16 protein-coding genes are annotated in these 17,881 nt (G+C 67.7%); 6 read left to right on the plus strand and 10 right to left on the minus strand.

Going from position 1 to position 17,881, the window contains the following annotated elements:
- Nucleotides 1-37 precede the first annotated feature (37 nt).
- Genes hpaE through PQB87_RS27030 form a run of 3 tightly spaced genes read right to left on the minus strand, consistent with a single transcriptional unit; the run spans nt 38 to nt 2,974 of the window.
- Nucleotides 38-1,501: a 5-carboxymethyl-2-hydroxymuconate semialdehyde dehydrogenase gene (gene hpaE / locus PQB87_RS27020; protein WP_059696297.1), complete on the minus strand. Its 1,464-nt coding sequence runs from the start codon at nt 1,499-1,501 to the stop codon at nt 38-40.
- Between the two features lie 22 nt (nt 1,502-1,523).
- Nucleotides 1,524-2,288 carry a fumarylacetoacetate hydrolase family protein gene (locus PQB87_RS27025; RefSeq protein ID WP_059683323.1) on the minus strand — a complete coding sequence of 255 codons (765 nt, stop codon included), beginning with the start codon at nt 2,286-2,288 and terminating at the stop codon, nt 1,524-1,526.
- On the minus strand, nt 2,285-2,974 hold the full coding sequence (locus PQB87_RS27030) for a fumarylacetoacetate hydrolase family protein (RefSeq protein WP_489242944.1): 690 nt from the start codon (nt 2,972-2,974) through the stop codon (nt 2,285-2,287). Before PQB87_RS27030 ends, PQB87_RS27025 begins: the two co-directional genes overlap by 4 nt.
- Before the next feature lie 152 nt (nt 2,975-3,126).
- Between PQB87_RS27030 and hpaR the strand changes: the two genes are divergently transcribed.
- Nucleotides 3,127-3,567, plus strand: a complete 441-nt coding sequence (hpaR, locus tag PQB87_RS27035) for a homoprotocatechuate degradation operon regulator HpaR (protein WP_021164054.1) — start codon at nt 3,127-3,129, stop codon at nt 3,565-3,567.
- Nucleotides 3,568-3,621: 54 nt separating this feature from the next.
- Here the strand turns inward: hpaR and PQB87_RS27040 are convergent, their stop codons facing one another.
- Nucleotides 3,622-4,833, minus strand: a complete 1,212-nt coding sequence (locus PQB87_RS27040) for an SDR family oxidoreductase (RefSeq protein ID WP_021164053.1) — start codon at nt 4,831-4,833, stop codon at nt 3,622-3,624.
- 644 nt (nt 4,834-5,477) lie between these two features.
- On the opposite strand from PQB87_RS27040, the gene PQB87_RS27045 reads away from it, so the two are divergent.
- On the plus strand, nt 5,478-5,822 hold the full coding sequence (locus tag PQB87_RS27045) for a DUF3564 family protein (RefSeq protein ID WP_059683318.1): 345 nt from the start codon (nt 5,478-5,480) through the stop codon (nt 5,820-5,822).
- A 3-nt stretch (nt 5,823-5,825) separates the two neighbouring features.
- Here PQB87_RS27045 and PQB87_RS27050 read toward each other — a convergent pair whose 3' ends face one another.
- Nucleotides 5,826-6,176: a hypothetical protein gene (locus tag PQB87_RS27050; RefSeq protein ID WP_489242945.1), complete on the minus strand. Its 351-nt coding sequence runs from the start codon at nt 6,174-6,176 to the stop codon at nt 5,826-5,828.
- A gap of 62 nt (nt 6,177-6,238) precedes the next feature.
- On the opposite strand from PQB87_RS27050, the gene PQB87_RS27055 reads away from it, so the two are divergent.
- The 3 genes from PQB87_RS27055 (at nt 6,239) to PQB87_RS27065 (ending at nt 10,124) form a co-directional block, all read left to right on the plus strand.
- Complete coding sequence (locus PQB87_RS27055; protein ID WP_153489648.1) at nt 6,239-8,134, plus strand: peptidoglycan D,D-transpeptidase FtsI family protein; 1,896 nt, start codon at nt 6,239-6,241, stop codon at nt 8,132-8,134.
- A 210-nt stretch (nt 8,135-8,344) separates the two neighbouring features.
- Nucleotides 8,345-9,340 (plus strand): arabinose ABC transporter substrate-binding protein, encoded by a 996-nt coding sequence (locus tag PQB87_RS27060; RefSeq protein WP_153489650.1) that lies wholly within the window; start codon nt 8,345-8,347, stop codon nt 9,338-9,340.
- Nucleotides 9,341-9,359: 19 nt separating this feature from the next.
- Nucleotides 9,360-10,124 (plus strand): SDR family oxidoreductase, encoded by a 765-nt coding sequence (locus tag PQB87_RS27065; protein WP_111941659.1) that lies wholly within the window; start codon nt 9,360-9,362, stop codon nt 10,122-10,124.
- A 75-nt stretch (nt 10,125-10,199) separates the two neighbouring features.
- Here the strand turns inward: PQB87_RS27065 and PQB87_RS27070 are convergent, their stop codons facing one another.
- From PQB87_RS27070 to PQB87_RS27085, 4 genes are all read right to left on the minus strand, one after another.
- Entirely contained in the window at nt 10,200-11,915 is a 1,716-nt protein-coding gene (locus tag PQB87_RS27070) for a cation:proton antiporter domain-containing protein (protein WP_021164046.1), read from the minus strand.
- A 208-nt stretch (nt 11,916-12,123) separates the two neighbouring features.
- On the minus strand, nt 12,124-13,536 hold the full coding sequence (locus tag PQB87_RS27075) for a c-type cytochrome (protein ID WP_489242946.1): 1,413 nt from the start codon (nt 13,534-13,536) through the stop codon (nt 12,124-12,126).
- Nucleotides 13,533-15,311: a GMC family oxidoreductase gene (locus PQB87_RS27080; RefSeq protein ID WP_489242947.1), complete on the minus strand. Its 1,779-nt coding sequence runs from the start codon at nt 15,309-15,311 to the stop codon at nt 13,533-13,535. The genes PQB87_RS27075 and PQB87_RS27080 overlap by 4 nt, the downstream gene beginning before the upstream one ends.
- On the minus strand, nt 15,311-16,048 hold the full coding sequence (locus PQB87_RS27085; RefSeq protein WP_489242948.1) for a gluconate 2-dehydrogenase subunit 3 family protein: 738 nt from the start codon (nt 16,046-16,048) through the stop codon (nt 15,311-15,313). Before PQB87_RS27085 ends, PQB87_RS27080 begins: the two co-directional genes overlap by 1 nt.
- 604 nt (nt 16,049-16,652) lie before the next feature.
- Between PQB87_RS27085 and PQB87_RS27090 the strand changes: the two genes are divergently transcribed.
- Nucleotides 16,653-17,237, plus strand: a complete 585-nt coding sequence (locus PQB87_RS27090) for an RNA 2'-phosphotransferase (RefSeq protein ID WP_111941653.1) — start codon at nt 16,653-16,655, stop codon at nt 17,235-17,237.
- Between the two features lie 9 nt (nt 17,238-17,246).
- Here the strand turns inward: PQB87_RS27090 and PQB87_RS27095 are convergent, their stop codons facing one another.
- Nucleotides 17,247-17,663 carry a DUF3995 domain-containing protein gene (locus PQB87_RS27095; protein WP_027791422.1) on the minus strand — a complete coding sequence of 139 codons (417 nt, stop codon included), beginning with the start codon at nt 17,661-17,663 and terminating at the stop codon, nt 17,247-17,249.
- Nucleotides 17,664-17,881: the final 218 nt, after the last annotated feature.

Below are 17,881 nucleotides of genomic sequence, written 5' to 3' on the forward strand. Positions count from 1 at the left end.
CGTTTGGTTCTTTCGTGCTGCAGACGACCCGCGCCCGTCACACGCCCCAGCGCGGAATGTGGTGCGAACCCATCGAGATGCACACGTTCTTGATCTCCGCGAACACCTCGAAGCTGTATTCGCCGCCCTCGCGCCCGGTGCCCGATTCCTTCACGCCGCCGAACGGCTGGCGCAGGTCGCGCACGTTCTGGCTGTTCACGAACACCATCCCGGCCTCGATGCCGCGCGCGAGGCGATGCACCTTGCCGACATCCTGCGTCCAGATGTACGACGCAAGGCCGTACGACGTGTCGTTCGCGAGCCGCAGCCCTTCTTCCTCGTCCTCGAACGGAATCAGGCACGCGACCGGCCCGAAGATTTCTTCCTGTGCGACGCGCATCCGGTTGTCGACGTCGGCCAGCACGGTCGGCCGCACGAAGTTGCCGTTGCGCAGGTGGTCGGGCAAGCCCGCCGGCTTGTCGGCGCCGCCCGCAACCACGCGCGCGCCTTCCTGCTCGCCGATGCGGATATAGCCCGTCACCTTTTCCCAGTGCTGGCGCGTGATCATCGCGCCGAGGTTCGTGGCCGGATCGGACGGATCGCCGACCACCAGGTTGTTCGCGCGGCGTGCGAATTCCTGCACGAAACGATCGTAGATCGTGCGCTGCACGAAGATCCGCGAGCCGGCCGTGCAGCGTTCGCCGTTGATCGAGAAGATCGTGAACAGCGACGCGTCGAGCGCGCGGTCGAAATCGGCGTCGTCGAAGATCAGCACCGGCGACTTGCCGCCGAGCTCCATCGAATACTTCTTCAGGCCCGCACGCTCCATGATCCGCTTGCCGGTCACCGTACCGCCGGTGAACGACACCGCACGCACGTCCGGATGGCGTACCAGTGCGTCGCCGGCCGTCGCGCCGTAACCCTGCACGACGTTGAGCACGCCCGGCGGGATGCCGGCTTCGAGCGCGAGGCGGCCGAGCTGGTCGGCCGTCAGCGGCGACAGCTCCGACATCTTCAGCACGGCCGTGTTGCCGAGTGCGAGGCACGGCGCCGTCTTCCACGTCGCGGTCATGAACGGCACGTTCCACGGCGACACCAGCGCGCACACGCCGACCGGCTGGTACAGCGTGTAGTTCAGCATCTGGTCGTCGACCGGATAGGTGCGGCCGTTCATCTGCACGCACACTTCCGCGAAGAAGTTGAAATTCTCGGACGCGCGCGGAATCAGCTGCTTGCTCGTCTGCGCGATCGGCAGGCCGGTGTCCTGCGTCTCCAGCGCCGCGAGCATCGGCACGTTCTTCTCGATCAGCTCGCCGAGCTTGCGCATCAGCTTCGCGCGCTCCTTGGCAGGCGTGTTCGCCCATTTCGGGAAGGCTTCCTTCGCGGCGCGCACGGCCGCGTCGACTTCGGCCTCGCCGCCCGATGCGACGTCGGTGATGACTTCCCCCGTCGCGGGATTCAGCGTCGTGAACGTCTCGCGGCTCTCGACTTCGCGGCCGTCGATCCAGTGCTTGATGGTCATGCTCTCTCCTTGGGCGACGGGCTCAGCCGGCGCGATAGTAGTCTGCTTCGCCGACGATCGTGTTCACGAGCCGGCCGATCCCTTCGATCTCGGTCACGACCTCGTCGCCCGGCTTCGTGTCGGCCAGCCCCTCGGGCGTACCGGTCAGGATCAGGTCGCCCGGCGAGAGCGTCATGAAGCCGCTGATGTGCTCGATCAATGCCGGCACGTCGAAGATCATGTCGCGCGTGCTGCCGCGCTGCGTCTCCCGTCCGTTCACCGTCGTGCGCAACGTCAGGTCGCCCGCATCGCCGATCTCGTCGCGGCTGACGAACCACGGCCCGAGCGGCGTGCAGGTGTCGCGGTTCTTCACGCGCAGGTTCGGACGGTAGTAGTTCTCGAGATAGTCGCGGATCGCGTAGTCGTTCGCGACCGTGTAGCCGGCCACGTAGTCGAGCGCCTGCGCGCGGCTCACGTTGCGCGCAGGCCGGCCGATCACGACGGCCAGTTCGCACTCGTAGTGCATGTGCGTCGCGTCCGCCGGGCGCACCGTGCGCGAACGGTGGCCGATGAACGTATTCGGCCCCTTCAGGAAGATCAGCGGTTCGCTCGGCGCCTTGAACGCGAGTTCCTTCGCGTGGTCGGCGTAGTTGAGGCCGAGCGCGAACGTGGTGCGCGGCGCGACGGGCGGCAGCCACGCGACCGCGTCCTCGGCAACGACCCGCCCCGTATCGAGACGGATCGCGCCGTCGCCGGCCGGTTCGGCCGCATGCACTGCGCCGTTGTAGATCACGCGTGCCGTCTTCATCGTGTTTCCTCCGCGATCAGCGTGTGCCGCAACGTGCCGATGCCGGCGGCGGCGATCTCGATCGTGCTGCCCGCGCGGGCGCGCGGTGCGCCGCCCGCGACGCCGAGCAGCAACACATCGCCCGCGTCGAACGACATGAAGGCCGTCACGTCGGCGATCAGTTCGCGCACGGAGCGGACCAGCGTGGCCGTCGAGGCGGACACGGCCACCTCGCCGTCGATCCGCACGGTCAGGCCGATCGTGTCGACATCGCCAAGCGCGGCGGCCGGCACGATGGCCGGGCCCATTGGGCAGAAACCGTCGCGGCACTTGAAGCGCACGGCCGGACGGTAGTAGTCGGGATGGGGGACCGACACGTCGCTGGCGAGCGTGAAGCCGTGAAGGTAGTCGAGCGCCCGCGCGGCCGGCACGCGCGTCGCGCGCCGGGCGAACACGACAGCCACTGACGCGTCGATCTCCAGGGCGTCGACGCCGGCCGGCACGACGACGGTCGCGCCGTCGGCCGCATGCGTGTTGGCGGGCTTGATGTACAGGACCGGCGCCTGCGGCGGGCGGCCGTAAGGCGGTGCGTTCACGGCATCGCCGAGTGCGTCGAGCGCCGCACGCTCGTTGAGCAGCGCACCGTAGACGGTACCGATGGCGACCGGCAACGGCGGCGCCGCGGCGGTCATGCAAGACAGCTCCATGCGTCATTCCCCTGCCGCGCGTCGCGGCGCATCGTCAATACTTAACATCTTAAGTAAACAATCGAACGCTGGCAACCTCGATTACCCTGATACGCGAAATTCACTCCCTTCGGCTGTTAAGATTGATGCGTCCCCGTCCACTGCCCACCCCGATGAACCGTACGCTCGACCATCGCAACCTGGCCATGCTGCTGCTCGAGGCCCGCGAAACGCTGATGGGTCTGTTCCGCCCCATTCTCAAGGAATTCGCGCTGACCGAACAGCAATGGCGGATCATCCGCGTGCTGGACGGCGAACCGGCGCAAGCGCTCGAAGCGGGACAGATCGCGCGGCGCTGCTGCATCCTGAGCCCGAGCCTCACGGGCGTGCTGGAACGGATGGAGCGCGACGGCCTGATCACGCGCACGCGCGCGCAGGAAGATCAGCGCCGGCTGCTGGTGAGCCTGACGCCGCAAAGCAGGAAACTGGTCACGGAAATCGGCCCGCGGATCGACGAGCAGTACCGGCAGCTCGAATCGCGGTTCGGCGAGGACGGCCTCGAAGACATCTATCGCGCGCTCGACCGGCTCATCGAGCTCGGCGGCAACACGTGATGACGGCCCCCGTTCCCGCCAGCCGCGGGAACGAGGGCCGGTGCGGCGGGACGGTCAGTGCACCGCGCCGCGCATCAGCTCGGTCACGGCCACGCCGCGCGACGTGCGCATGCATTCCTCGACGTAATCGATGAACGGCAGCGGCTCGAAATCGATTTCGTCGCGCACGCGACGGTTGTCGAACACGCGATCGACCGTCGCGAATTCCCCGCAGCGCTGCAACGCCCGGCCGATCACGCGCTCGAGTGCCGGATCGGTTCGCCCGAGCACGTCGCGCACCACGAGCGGCAATTCGGCCGGCGCACACGCCGCGTAGCGCGGTGCGCCGGTCATCCCCGCCGCCTCGTCCATCGCACGCACGATCTGCGCGACCTGCGGCGCCTCGTCGCCGGCCGACACGTGATACAGGTCGTGTGCGAGCGTCGGCTTGACGGCCAGCAGCATCGTCGCGCGCGCCACGTCGTCGACCGACACGATATCGATGCGCGTCATCGGTCGCGCGGTGAAGCGGCGTGCGGCATGCGCCAGCCGGAACATCCAGAACGAATTCGGCGCGGGCCGCGTACCGAGTACCGTGTGGCCGACCACATGCGACGGCCGCACCACGACGAGCGGCAGCCCGAGCGCTCGCAGGCGCTGCTCGGTCTCCGCCTTCGCATGCAGGTAGTCCGCGGCGAGCACCGCGCCCGGCAGGCCTTCTTCGTCGCGCGCGACGTCGTTCGCCGCGTCGCCCGCCGCCTCTTCCTGCACGATCCCGCCACGGCCCGCATGCGCGTAGGCCGTGCCGACGTAGACGAAGCGCAGCAGGCGCGGCGCCCGTGCGAAGCGCTCGGCAAAGCGCACCGCGTCGGCGATGTCGGCCCGCAGGTGCGCGCCGTCGGCCGGCGACGCATGGCCGGCGCAGTGAATCACGTGCGTCGCGGCGGCGAGGCGCGGTGCGTCGGCGCCCTGCCACACGTCGCCGAGCGCACCGACGATCACGTTCGCATCGGTCAGGCGCGACGCCCAGTACGGCGCCAGCCCCGCGCGCAGCGCCGCTTCGCGCAGTCGCGCGACGGCATGGCCGCGATCCTGCGCGCGCACGACGCAGACGATGCGGTCGAGCAGCCCCGCATTGACGAGCGCCGTCAGGACGGTACTGCCGATGAAGCCGGTTGCGCCGGTCAGCACCAGCCGCCCGACGTTCGCCGCCGCGACCGGTGCGCTGGCCGGCGACACGAGGCTCGTCCGCCAGTTGAGCGACAACGCGGTTTTCCAGATCAGCACGATAGTCTCCTTCGAAGAATCGGCCGGGCGGCGCGGCGGCCGCGGTTGCGGGCTGCGCACGGCTCACCGGCCGGGCCGGGGCCTGACGCGCGCCCCGGCAGTCCCGATCGGGCGTGCGGCCCGCGATCGCGTCGATCGCGTCTCTGGCACGAGGCGGCGGCAGCCGCCGAGGACGGGCGTCCGCGGCACTGGATCGGGAATATCTCAGTGTGGGGCCCGACCGCAGGCAAGTCTGTCCCGAAAGTTTCGTGAAAGTGTGCCGATTTGTATGCGATTGTCGGAGTCTGTCGTCCGGCAATGCAGTCGGAACGCCGCAACATCCGGTCGCGCCCCTCCGGCACGGCAGGACCGCGTCGGCCGGCCCGGTTTCCGCGGCCGGTTGCACGCGACAGATCGACGCGCCTCTCGGCGATGTCGTCCCATGTCTCGAGGATCGACCGCGCCCTGATCGGCGCCGCGCTCGCCGGTGGGCGTGTGTTCGCGCGCGCCGCCGGAATAACCATGAATCGTCAGACATCGTTTCATCTGAAACCGCAATGAACTCAATTCGGATTTATTGCGGATTATCACTTGCGTTTCACACCAGTCTATCTAGACTGATCAAGTCAAAACGGTCGAATGTTCATTTTTTGGAGACGATCACAATGCGCCTCACCATTCGGATTAATGGCAGCGAATCAGCAACCCGGCACTCGTTCGCGGTACTGTGGGTCGACACCGACGAAGGACTGTGGTCGCGCGAGGCACATCAGGGCATCGATCTTCCGGCCTGGGGCAAGGTCCGCGACGTCGAGGGTGCGATGGCGCTCTGCGCGGCTGATGGCGGGAATGCCGTGTGCCAGTTGAAGGGACTGTCGTTCGGTGCGACCCAGCGCGAACAGGGCTCCGCCGTACTCGCCGGCAATCACGCCGGCGCATGGCGACTGCAGGCTGTCGATCGCTGCACGAGCGAGCCGGAATACCGGGAATTCATTTCCGTCACCCGGTAGATATTAGCGACGTAATTCGTCTGCGGTTTTCGGGTTTATTCCGGTTTCAGTGATATTCATTTCGATATTCAGTATTAGCGGCGCCCCTTTTCGGGGCGTTTTCATTTTTGGTGCAAATAAATAATCGCGAACCGGGCAATTGATCGCGCGCCGGGGACGGTCGGCATCGATTGTCCAGGAGATCGTGTGAGCGGATCGATACGCACCGAATCGGCCGCCTTCAATCACCTGCTGCGTCTGTGAAGCTCCGCTTCCGCCCTCTTTTCGTATGTCCTGTTCCGCCCTTTGCCGAATCGCCGATTCGCGCCTTTTCACGGGGCCGGAACATACTTTCCCCACACGGCGTTTACTCATTTATTACAATCGCATTATTCAGACTGACTCGCCGCCCTCCGGCGGCCCGACCCGGCCATTGCATGAGCGTGAAAAAGAAGACCCACCCCGCCGATCCGTACGCGGCCGCGACCAAGAACCCGATGCTCGCGTCGCGCCTGCCGATGTGGCGCTCGAAGCTGATCGTGATCATCGTGTTCCTCGCGTTCGCCGCGCTGATCGGCCGCGCGTTCTGGGTGCAGGTCGCGAACAAGGAGTTCTACGTCGGCCAGGGCCAGAAACGCTACCAGCGCACGATCGAGCTCGACGCGATGCGAGGGCGCATCGTCGACCGCAACGGCGCGATGCTCGCCGTCAGCCTGTCGACCTATGAAATCTGGGCGAACCCGAAGCAGGTCGCCGACACCGACTACCCGCAGATCTCGAAGCTGCTCGACATGCCGCTCGTCGAGGTCAAGCGGCGCCTCGGCAACGACAAGACGTTCGTGCTGCTCAAGCGGCAGGTCGACGCCGACACGGCGGGCAGGCTCGACAAGCTCGCGATCGACGGCATCACGCAGATCGCCGATTCGAAGCGCTTCTACCCGGAAGGCGAATCGGCCGCGCACGTGGTCGGCTTCACGAACGTCGAGGACAAGGGCCAGGAAGGCGTCGAGCTCGCGGCGAATGCGCGCCTGTCGGGCACGTCCGGGCAGCGCGAGGTGATCCGCGACCGGCTCGGCCGCATCGTGTCGGACACGCGCCCGCTCGTCCCGGCGCAGCATGGCGCGACGATCGAGCTGACGATCGACCGCCGCATCCAGCAGCTCGCGTTCAGCCAGCTCAAGGCGGCCGTGGTCGAGAACAACGCGGTGGCCGGCAGCGTCGTGGTGCTCGACGCGCAGAACGGCGAGATCCTCGCGCTGGCGAACTACCCGACCTTCGACCCGAACGACCGCGCGCGCCTCACCGGCCAGCAGCTGCGCAACCGCGCGGTGATCGACACGTTCGAACCGGGCTCGACGATCAAGCCGCTCGTCGTCGCGCTGTCGATCGACGAACGCAAGGTCACGCCGAACACGATCATCAACACGTCGCCGGGCACCTACAAGATCGGCCCGGCCGTGATCCACGACACGTCGAACCACGGTTCGCTGACGGTCTCGCAGGCGCTGCAGAAGTCGAGCAACGTCGCGCTCGCGAAGCTCGCGCTGAACCTGCCCGCCGAAACGATCTGGAACAAGTACCAGGAATACGGGATCGGCCGTGCGCCGGAACTGACGTTCCCGGGCGTCGCGTCGGGCCGGCTGCGCGGCTACAAGCGCTGGCGGCCGATCGAGCAGGCGACGATGGCATACGGCTACGGCCTGTCGATGTCGCTGCTGCAGATCGCGCAAACCTATACGGCCTATGCCGGCGACGGCACGCTGCACCCGGTGTCGCTGCTGAAGAACGGCACCGACCAGCAGACGATCGACGCGCATCGCGGCCATCGCGTGACGTCGCCGCAAACGGCCGCGTCGATTCGCTCGATGCTCGAGATGGCGGTCGGCGAAGGCGGCACGGGGCGCCGCGCGCGCGTCGACGGCTACCGGATCGGCGGCAAGACCGGTACCGCGCGCAAACAGGTCGGCGCGACCTATGCGAAGGGCAAGTACCGCGCGCTGTTCGCGGGGATGGCACCGATGAGCAACCCGCGCCTGATCGTCGCGGTGATGATCGACGAGCCGCGCGGCAAGGGCTACTACGGCGGCACGGTGGCCGGCCCGGTGTTCGCGTCGGTCACGAGCGGCTCGCTGCAACTGCTCGGCGTGCCGCCCGACGCGCCGGTCGAGCCCGAGAAGACGCCGCCGGCGAAGCCCGCCGCGCCGCAGAAGACGGTGGCCGCGCCGAAAGCGGCTGCGCAAACCAGAACGGCTGCGGCACCGAAAGCCACCGCGCCGCTGAAGACTGCCGCGCCGTCGAAAGTACCGGTGCAGCCGGCCACCGCTGCCGGATAAGCGCGGCACGTCCCCGCGACACGTCGGCCGCCGGCGCGTGTGGCACACCGGCGGCGCCTGGCCGCCACGCATTTCCCCGCCATCGGGCACCGTCCCACTTTCTAGGAACGCCGCGCATCATTTGAGCGTTCCCGCTCGCTCCTCCTACAATTTTTTCGCGTGTCGGGCAGCCCTGCCCGTGCGCGCGACTACAAAAAAGGAGAGAGACGCATGCGATTCCACTGGAAGACGCTCGCACTGGCCATCGCGAGCGCGGCACTGGTCGGCGGGGTACCCGCCCATGCCGCCGACCCCGCCGACGTGAAAATCGGCTTCCTCGTCAAACAGCCGGACGATCCGTGGTTCCAGGACGAATGGCGCTTCGCCGACCAGGCGGCGAAGGAAAAGCACTTCACGCTGATCAAGATCGCGACGCCGAGCGGCGAAAAGGTATCGACCGCGCTCGACAGCCTCGCCGCGCAAAAGGCACAGGGCGTGATCATCTGCGCACCCGACGTGAAGCTCGGCCCCGGCATCGCGGCGAAGGCGAAGCGCGCGGGGATCAAGCTGATGTCGGTCGACGACCAGCTCGTCGACGGCCGCGGTGCACCGCTCCAGGGCGTGCCGCACATGGGCATCTCCGCGTACAGGATCGGCCAGCAGGTCGGCCAGGCGATCGCGGACGAGACGAAGCGGCGCGGCTGGAACCCGGCCGAGGTCGGCATCATCCGGATCGCGTACGACCAGTTGCCGACCGCACGCGAACGCACGACCGGCGCGGTCGATGCGCTCAAGGCCGCCGGCTTCCCGGCCGCGAACGTGATCGATGCACCCGAAATGACGGCCGACACCGAAGGCGCGTTCAACGCGGCGAACATCGCGCTCACCAAGCATGCGAATTTCAAGCGCTGGGTCGCGTTCGGCTCGAACGACGACACGACGGTCGGCGCGGTGCGCGCCGCCGAGGGGCGCGGCATCGGCGCGGATGCGATGGTCGCGGTCGGCATCAACGGCAGCCAGATCGCGCTCAACGAATTCGCGAAGCCGAAGCCGACGGGCTTCTACGGCTCGATCCTGCTGAATCCGCGCCAGCACGGCTACCAGACGAGCATCGACATGTACGACTGGATCACGAAGAACCAGGCGCCGCCACCGCTCGTGCTGACGTCCGGCACGCTGATCACGCGCGACAACGAAAAGCAGGCGCGCGCCGCGCTCGGCCTGTGAGCCGGCACAAGGAGCCGACATGACACGCACCACCCTCGTGACGGGCGCCGCCGGCGGCATCGGCCAGGCGCTGTGCCGCACCTTCCTCGCCGCCGGCGACCGCGTGCTCGCGCTCGATCGCGACCGCGCGGCGCTCGACCGCTTCATCGATACGCTCAGCGACGCGCGCGTAACGCCGGTCGTCGACGACCTGACCGACGCCGAGCGGCTGCAATCGACGCTCGAATCGCATCCGCAGGCCGACGTGCTCGTCGCCAACGCGGGCACGGCCGCGTCGACCACGCTGCGCGACACGACGCCCGCCACCTGGCGCACGGATCTCGACGCGAACCTGACGGCCACCTACATGAGCGTCGAAGCCGTGCTGCCCGGCATGCGCGCACGCGGGCGCGGCGCAATCGCGATCATCGGTTCGGTCAACGGCGTGCATGCGCTCGGGCATCCGGCGTACAGCGCGGCGAAGGCCGGGTTGATCAGCTACACGAAATCGCTCGCGATCGAATTCGGCCGCGACGGCGTGCGCGCGAACATCGTGCTGCCGGGCACCGTGAAGACACCCGCATGGGAAGCGCGCGTGCAGCGCAATCCGCAGGTGTTCGAGCAATTGAGGAAGTGGTATCCGCTCGACGATTTCGCGACGCCGGACGACGTCGCGCAGGCCGCGCTGTTCCTGTGCTCGCCGGCTGCGCGGATCATCACGGGCGTCGCGCTGCCCGTCGACGGCGGCCTGCTGGCCGGCAATCGCGTGATGGCGCAGGAGCTGACGCTCGAGACGTTCTACTGAAACCGAAGCACGCGGCGCCGGCGGCCGCGCGGGCCGGTGCCCGCTGCCCGCTGTCCGGCCTGCTGCCGCGCGCCGTCAATGCGCGGCCGCGACCGGCTTCGCCATCCTGCCGAGCACGTGCTCGGTCATCCCGCGCGCGAGTTCGGTCTCGCCCATGAACACGGTGCCGATGCCCTCGTTCGACAGCAGCGCGGCCTCGTCGCCGCTGTTCGTGCACAGCACGACCTCGAGCGCCGGGTTGAGCGTGCGCGAGATTTCGACGATCTGCCGTACGTCGAACACGTCGGGCAGCGTGACGACCAGCATCCCGGCGCGCGCGATATGCGCCTGCACCAGCACGATCGGCTCGATCGCATCGCCCGACACGGCGGCAACGCCTTCCGCGCGCAGTTTCTCGACGAGCTCGCGATTCTGCTCGACGACGACATACGCGATGCCGCGCTCGTCGAGCGCATGTGCGATCCGCGTGCCGACCTTGCCGTAGCCGACGATCACGACCTGCCCGGTGAGATGCGTCTGCGGCGTCGACATCGGCAGCGCGGCGAGCGGATCGTCGCGCGCCTCGAGCTTGCGCGCGAACGCCGAATGCTTGCGGATCCACGCAAGCGCCGGATCGATCATCGCGAACAGCAGCGTGTTCATCGCGATCGAGATCAGCGCGACCGCGAGGATCAGGCTCTGCCCCTCGGCCGACAGCAGCCCGAGCGCACGGCCGAGCCCCGCGAGGATGAACGAGAACTCGCCGATCTGCGCGAGGCCCGCGCCGACCGTCAGCGCGGTATTCAGCGGATAGCGGAACGCAATCACGAGCGCGACCGCCGCGAGCGTCTTGCCGATCACCACGATCGCCGCGACCTCGATCACGTGCAGCGGCTCCGCGAGCAGGATCTTCGGGTCGAACAGCATCCCGACCGAAATGAAGAACAGCACCGAGAACGCATCGCGCAGCGGCAGCGTCTCGTCGGCCGCGCGCCGGCTGAACTCCGACTCGCGCATCATCATCCCGGCGAAGAACGCGCCGAGGGCGAACGACACGTCGAACAGCTTCGCCGCGCCGAACGCGATGCCGACCGCGGCCGCGATCATGCACAGCGTGAACAGCTCGCGCGAGCCCGTGCGCGCGACGAGCCACAGAATGCGCGGGAACACGCGCTTGCCGACCACCAGCATCAATGCGATGAACGCCGCGACCTTCAGCATCGTGACGCCGAGCGTGCCCCACACGCTGCCGCCGGCCGCGTGAGCGTCGCCGGGCGGCGTGCCGCCGAGCAGCCCCGCGACGGGCGGCAGCAGCACGAGCACGAGCACCATCACGAGATCCTCGACGACGAGCCAGCCGACCGCGATGCGCCCGTTGACCGTCTCGACGAGCCCGCGCCCTTCCAGCGCACGCAGCAGCACGACGGTACTCGCTACCGACAGCGCGAGCCCGAACACGAGCGCCGCACCGACGCTCCAGCCCCAGGTGAGCGCGAGGCCGCCGCCGAGCAGCGTGGCCACCGTGATCTGGACGATGGCCCCCGGCAGCGCGATCTTGCGCACCGCGAGCAGATCGCCGAGCGAGAAATGCAGGCCGACGCCGAACATCAGCAGCATCACGCCGACTTCGGCGAGCTGCTGCGCGAGCGACAGGTCGCCGACGAAACCGGGCGTGCCGGGGCCGATCACGATCCCGGCAAGCAGATAGCCGACGAGCGGCGGCATTTTCAGCAGCGACGCGAAGTAACCGAAGACCATCGCGAGACCGAAACCGGCCGCGAGCAACGCAATCAGGCTGATGTCATGAGGCATCCCCCCTCCCAAGTTCTTGTAACGATTTAGTAAGGTTCAAGAACGAAAGGATAAGGGATGAGGCGGAAGAATGGCGCGCCGCCGCGAAAAATTCACGCGGTGGCGCGCCTTGGCGGGGTGCAACCCCGGCGAAACGAAAGGCGCCGCGCGGATCGCGCGGCGCCTTGAAGCACATCGGACAGGCGGGGCAGGCGCCCCGCCGCCCCCGTCAGCGCGACGCTTGCGGGAACCGCGCGCCCGGCGGCGGTTCGGGCCGGGTCGACGGCACGCTCTTGCGCACCTTCGCGACCTGCGCGGCGGTCACCGGCGCCCCCGTGTTGCCCCAGCTCGTGCGCACGAAGTTGGACACATCAGCGACTTCCTGGTCCGACAGGCGCCAGCCGAACGGCGGCATCGTGAACGTCGACGGCGCGGTGCGCGTGCCCTGCAGCGCGCTGCCTTCCAGCACGACGTGGATCAGCGAGGTCGGATCGTCGCCCTGCACGACCGGGTTGCCGGCGAGCGCCGGGAACACGCGCGTGTAGCCATGGCCGTCGCTGCGGTGGCAGGCCGTGCAGTTGTCGCGATAGACGGCCGCGCCCGGCTTGCTCGCATCGCCGGCCTGCAGGGCCTTGGCCGCCGCCGCGTCGTACACGTGCGGCTGCTCGCCCTGCACGCGCGGCGGCAGCGTCTTCAGGTAGCGCGCGATTGCGTTCAGGTCGTCGTCGGTCATGTGCTGCATGCTGTGGCCGACCACGTCCGTCATCCCGCCGAATGCCGCCGTGCGCAGCGTGCGGCCCGTCTTCAGGAACTGCACGATCTCGGTTTCGTTCCACGTGCCGAGGCCCGTGCGCGGCTCGCCGCGCAGGCTCGTCGGCACCCAGCCGTCGATCGCCGCACCGCCCGCCAGGAAGTCCGGGCCGTCCGCGTCGGTCAGCCCGCGCTCCTGCATCGTCGGCGCGCGCGGCGTATGGCACGCACCGCAGTGGCCGAGACCCTGCACGAGATACGCGCCGCGCGCGACCACCGGATCGGTGTACGGCGCCGCGTCGAACGGCTTCGGCGTCGGGGCGAACATCTTGCGCCAGATCGCGAGCGGCCAGCGCATCGACAGCGGCCACACGATGTCGACCGCGCGGTTCTCGTGCTCGACGGGCGCGACGCCGTGCATGAAGTACGCGTACAGCGCCTTCATGTCGTCGTCGGTCAGGCGCGCGTACGACGGGAACGGCATGGCCGGATACATCGTGTCGCCGTTCTTGCGCACGCCTTCGCGCACCGCGCGCGTGAAGTCCTCGTAAGTCCAGCCGCCGAGGCCCGTCTTCGGGTCCGGCGTGATGTTCGTCGAATAGATGCCGCCGATCGGCGTGTCGAATTTCAGCCCGCCCGCGAACGGCTTGCCGCCGCTCGCGGTATGGCACGCAATACAGTCGCCCGCGCGCGCGAGGTATTCGCCGCGCTTGATCAGGTTCGCGTCGGCGGATCGGGCCGCGGGTGCAATCGCCGGGCCGGAAGCCGCCGCAGACGCAGCCGGCTGCGCATACGCCGTCGCGCCTGCGAAGCCGAGCGCGGCCCAGGCCGCGCCGGCCGCCAGCGCGCGCGACATCCGGCGCGCGACGTTGTGGTTCATCGTCCTCTTCATACGGTCACCAGCGGAGCGGGATTTTTCAGGTATTGCTCGCGGATCGCACGTGCCGACCAGTAGGCCAGCGCCGCGATGATCCCGGTCGGGTTGTAGCCGATGCCCTGCGGCAGCGCCGATGCGCCCATCACGAACACGTTGTGCACGTCCCAGCACTGCAGGTAGCGGTTCAGCACGCTCGTCTTCGGGTCGGTGCCCATGATCGCGCCGCCGACGAGGTGGGTCGTCTGGTACGCGCGCGAATCGAAGTGCTTGCCGAACTCGCGCGTCGACACGCCGATCGCCTTCGGCCCCATCGCCTCCGCGATCCTCTTCATCTGCCCGGTCACGTACTGCGCCATCTTGATGTCGTTGTCCTTCCAGTCGAAGGTCATCCGCAGCAGCGGCTGGCCGTACGAATCGCGATAGGTCGGATCGAGGTCGAGGTACACGTCGCGATACGACATGTTGGTGCCGTGCGCGTCCATCGAGATCGTATGCGCGTAGTTGTCCTTGACCGCCTTCTTCCACGCCGAGCCCCACTGCGGCGTACCGGGCGGCGTCGCGATGCCGCTGATCGGCTTCACGCCGGCCTGGTTCACCCACAGCGGCGAGCCGCCGACGAAGCCGAGCGGGCCGTGGTCGAAGTTGTCCGCGTTGAAATCGTCCACCGCGACGCCGTTGCCGCCCGCGCCGATGAACGGATTCGTGTAGGTGTCCTTGTCGAAGAACGCCTTGATCGTCGACAGGTTCTGGTATGCGAAATTGCGACCCACCACGCCTTCGCCCGAGATCGGGTCGTATGGCTTGCCGATGCCCGACAGCAGCAGCAGGTGCACGTTGTGGTACTGGAACGCGGCCACGATCACGAGATCGGCCGGCTGGTGCACTTCACGCCCGGCCGGGTCGACATAGGTCACGCCCGTCGCGCGCTTCTTCGTGTCGTCGAGGTCGACGCGCAGCACGTGGCACTTCGAGCGCAGCTCGAAGTTCGGCGCCTGCTTCAGCGCGGGCAGGATGTTCAGGTTCGGCGACGCCTTCGAGTACATGTAGCACGCGTAACCGCTGCAGTAGCCGCAGAAGTTGCACGGGCCCATCTGTACGCCGTAAGGGTTCGTGTACGGGCCCGACGTGTTCGCCGACGGCAGCCGGTACGGATGCAGGCCGAGCGACTTCGCCGCATCGGAGAAGCGCTGCGCCGAATACGTGTTGAGCTGCGCGGGCAGCGGGAAGTTGTCGCTGCGGTTCGCTTCGAACACGTTGCCGTCGCCGACCACCTTGCCGCCGACCTTGTACGCCTGCCCCGACGTGCCGAACACCTTCTCCGCGAAATCGAAATGCGGCTCGAGCTCGTCGTAGGTCACGCCCGTGTCCTGGATCGTCATCCCTTCGGGGATGAACTTCTTGCCGTAGCGTTCTTCATAGTGGCTGCGCAGGCGCAGCTCTTCCGGCGTGATCCGGAAATGCACGCCCGACCAGTGCAGCCCCGCGCCGCCCACGCCTTCGCCCGGCAGGAACGCGGCGAGCTGCCGGTACGGCAGCGCGGTGTCCTGCAGCCCGTGGCGGATCGACACCGTCGTCTTCGACAGGTCGAGGAACAGCTTCTTGCGGATGTTGTAGGTCAGTTCGTCGATCGTGTTCGGATACGCGCCGTCCGGATAGGTGTCGCGATACTCGCCGCGCTCGAGTGCGACGACGTTCAAGCCCGCTTCGGTCAGTTCCTTCGCGAGAATCGCGCCGGTCCAGCCGAAGCCGACGATCACCGCATCGACATGCGGTTTTTTCTCTGCGGCCATCAGCTGCGCTCCCCGTTGATCGAGACGGGGCCGTACGGATAGGGCTTGCCGCTCTGGTTGACGAAATCCATGAAGTCCGCGCGTGCGCCGGGAAAACCGATCATCTTCCACGCGGCCATGTCGTGATTGCCGCCATGCACCGGATCGCAGAAATAGCCTTCGCGCGTGTTCTGCAGCAACTGGCCGAAGAACACGCCGGGCGGCACGTCGTCGATCTGCGCGCCGCCCTTCTCCAGCGCGCCGAGCACGGTGTCGCGCGTCGGCGCGTCGAGCTCCGCGAACGCCTTGCCGTGGGTCTTCTCGCAATAGCGGTTGACCGCCGCGATACCGAGCCGGTAGATGTCGCGCGGCACCAGCTTCAGCTGGTAGCCAAGCTCGGGCACGCCCTGCTGGAACGGTCCCTGCATGTACCAGGTCGCGCCGTGCGCATACGGCGTCTCCATCTGGCGGTCGATGAATTCGGGCACGCCCGATTCGAGCGCGCCGGGGCCTTCGGCGTCGGCCGGAATCAGCCGGTCGACGGCGGCCTGGACGAACGCCCATTCCTTCGCATCGAAGAAGGTCGGCTTGTACGGGGCGCGTTCGGCACTGGCCGATGCACCGGGCGCGTTGCCGGTCGTCGCGGAAGGCGACAACGAGCGCAGGTCGCAGCCGGCGACCGACGCGATCGGCACGAGCGCGACCGACGTGCGCAGGAAACGGCGGCGCGAGTTGGGTTTGTCAGGTGACGTGGACATGGTCGGATGTTGATCGTTGGGGATCTCGGGGCCCGGACGCGCGCACTCCGCATGCGGCATGTCCGGCATGGCAGCCTTGCCGCAATCGGCTGGCCGTCCTGTTCTTTCGTCTGTTGCGAACCACCTCGATGCAGGCGCCGCCCATGCAATGCGCGGCAGCGCCTTCATGCGACCGCGCGTCGCGCCGGTTCAGGCTGCGCTGCACGGATCGGCTTCTTTGTGAGCCTTATCGTCTGACAAATACCGGCATCTGCCCGCATCTGCCCCTCATCGCTCATGACCCTCATTCAACTTAGACGTCGCGTTTGCCGACAGCAAGCGCAACGTGCACGACCCTCTTTCGGGCCCGGCGACAAGTGCCGCGAATTATATATGGAACCGGTTCCATTCAAAGGTGCGCCAATGCAATTCAATGCATCGAAAATCGCAACAATTGAAAAATCCGGAAGCCGGAACGCGAAAGGATTCGCGCGATTACCCGCCGACGCGGGCGTCAGGGAAAGGATTCTCGTGTGTCGGGTTTCGCGGAAGGCTGTGGCTTTCCAGCCACGCGGCGCACCCGTGGGTGCCGGTTTGCATCGCGCTCTGGTAGCCTCCGCGTCTCATGAGACCACAGAAGAATGAACTGCCGGCGGCCGACGCGACCCGCATCAGCCGAACCCTCAGCTACCTGCTGCGCCACGCGCCGCAAACGATCGGGCTGCGGCTCGACCCGGAAGGCTGGGCCGACATCGACGAACTGATCGCCGGCATCGCCCGCCTGGGGCATCCCATCGATCGCGCGACGCTCGAAACCGTCTGCGCGACCAACGACAAGCAGCGCTTCGCCCTCTCCGACGACGGCCGACGCATCCGCGCGGTACAAGGCCATTCGACGCCCGTCGTGCAGCGCAACTATCCGGCCGCGCAACCGCCCGAGCGTCTTTATCACGGCACCGCGACGCGCTTCCTGGATTCGATTCGGGCGCAAGGGCTGATACCCGGTGCCCGTCATCACGTGCATCTGTCGCCGGACATCCGGACCGCGCTGGCCGTCGGCACACGCTACGGCGTGCCCGTGATTCTCGAGGTCGATGCGCAGCGCATGCATCGGCAAGGCCACACGTTCTTCGTCGCCGAAAACGGCGTATGGCTGACGGATACCGTGCCGGCGGAATACCTTACGGAGCGGGACGCGCCTGCACGCTGAGATGCGCGTTCAACGCGGCCAGAACATCGACGCGATGGACAGCGCCAGCGCCGCGCACAGCGGCGAGTAATACAGCGTGTCCATCCGTGCGAAACGCGACCCGCGAATCCGCTTGAAGAAGCCGACGTAACGGAAATCGCCGACGGCCCGCACCGCGAAGATCAATGCGAGCGCAACGACCGCGAACGAGATCGTGCCGGGATACGGGTTCGGCCCCAGCCAGCCGGCACGCGCGGCAACCACGCACGCACCGCCCAGCAATGCCGCCGCGACGGCGAGCGTGCCGATGGCGGTCGGCCGCAGCAGCGGCTCGCCGTCCTGCTCCGGAATGGCCGCACGCTTGCCGCGCCGCCCGCCCAACGCCCAGTACACGTGAATGAGCGCGATCGCGCAAAGCGTCGGCACGCTGAAATACGCCCCGGTCATGTCGGTCAATGCCCTCGTCTCGTTGTGTCGTTATCTCGACGTGCTGCCGGCGAAGCGCCGGCACGCGGCCCCGGGCCGCGACACACGTGACGATACCGAAACCCGGCAGCACCTGCATTGCGACCTCCGGTCGCAACCCGCCACGACCGATGTTGCAACGCAGTGCGCGCGGGCCGGCCGCTTGACTTCCCTCCGCGCACCACTACCCTGTTATTCCA

It is taken from the genome of Burkholderia sp. KL41 (assembly GCF_057005415.2).

Excerpts from the sequence above, each read along its gene's own strand:
- hpaE (WP_059696297.1), bottom strand. The coding sequence starts at position 1,501 with ATGACCATCAAGCACTGGATCGACGGCCGCGAAGTCGAGAGCCGCGAG.
- PQB87_RS27025 (WP_059683323.1), bottom strand. The coding sequence starts at position 2,288 with ATGAAGACGGCACGCGTGATCTACAACGGCGCAGTGCATGCGGCCGAA.
- PQB87_RS27030 (WP_489242944.1), bottom strand. The coding sequence starts at position 2,974 with ATGGAGCTGTCTTGCATGACCGCCGCGGCGCCGCCGTTGCCGGTCGCC.
- hpaR (WP_021164054.1), top strand. The coding sequence starts at position 3,127 with ATGAACCGTACGCTCGACCATCGCAACCTGGCCATGCTGCTGCTCGAG.
- PQB87_RS27045 (WP_059683318.1), top strand. The coding sequence starts at position 5,478 with ATGCGCCTCACCATTCGGATTAATGGCAGCGAATCAGCAACCCGGCAC.
- PQB87_RS27050 (WP_489242945.1), bottom strand. The coding sequence starts at position 6,176 with ATGAGTAAACGCCGTGTGGGGAAAGTATGTTCCGGCCCCGTGAAAAGG.
- PQB87_RS27055 (WP_153489648.1), top strand. The coding sequence starts at position 6,239 with ATGAGCGTGAAAAAGAAGACCCACCCCGCCGATCCGTACGCGGCCGCG.
- PQB87_RS27060 (WP_153489650.1), top strand. The coding sequence starts at position 8,345 with ATGCGATTCCACTGGAAGACGCTCGCACTGGCCATCGCGAGCGCGGCA.
- PQB87_RS27065 (WP_111941659.1), top strand. The coding sequence starts at position 9,360 with ATGACACGCACCACCCTCGTGACGGGCGCCGCCGGCGGCATCGGCCAG.
- PQB87_RS27070 (WP_021164046.1), bottom strand. The coding sequence starts at position 11,915 with ATGCCTCATGACATCAGCCTGATTGCGTTGCTCGCGGCCGGTTTCGGT.
- PQB87_RS27075 (WP_489242946.1), bottom strand. The coding sequence starts at position 13,536 with ATGAAGAGGACGATGAACCACAACGTCGCGCGCCGGATGTCGCGCGCG.
- PQB87_RS27080 (WP_489242947.1), bottom strand. The coding sequence starts at position 15,311 with ATGGCCGCAGAGAAAAAACCGCATGTCGATGCGGTGATCGTCGGCTTC.
- PQB87_RS27085 (WP_489242948.1), bottom strand. The coding sequence starts at position 16,048 with ATGTCCACGTCACCTGACAAACCCAACTCGCGCCGCCGTTTCCTGCGC.
- PQB87_RS27090 (WP_111941653.1), top strand. The coding sequence starts at position 16,653 with ATGAGACCACAGAAGAATGAACTGCCGGCGGCCGACGCGACCCGCATC.
- PQB87_RS27095 (WP_027791422.1), bottom strand. The coding sequence starts at position 17,663 with ATGACCGGGGCGTATTTCAGCGTGCCGACGCTTTGCGCGATCGCGCTC.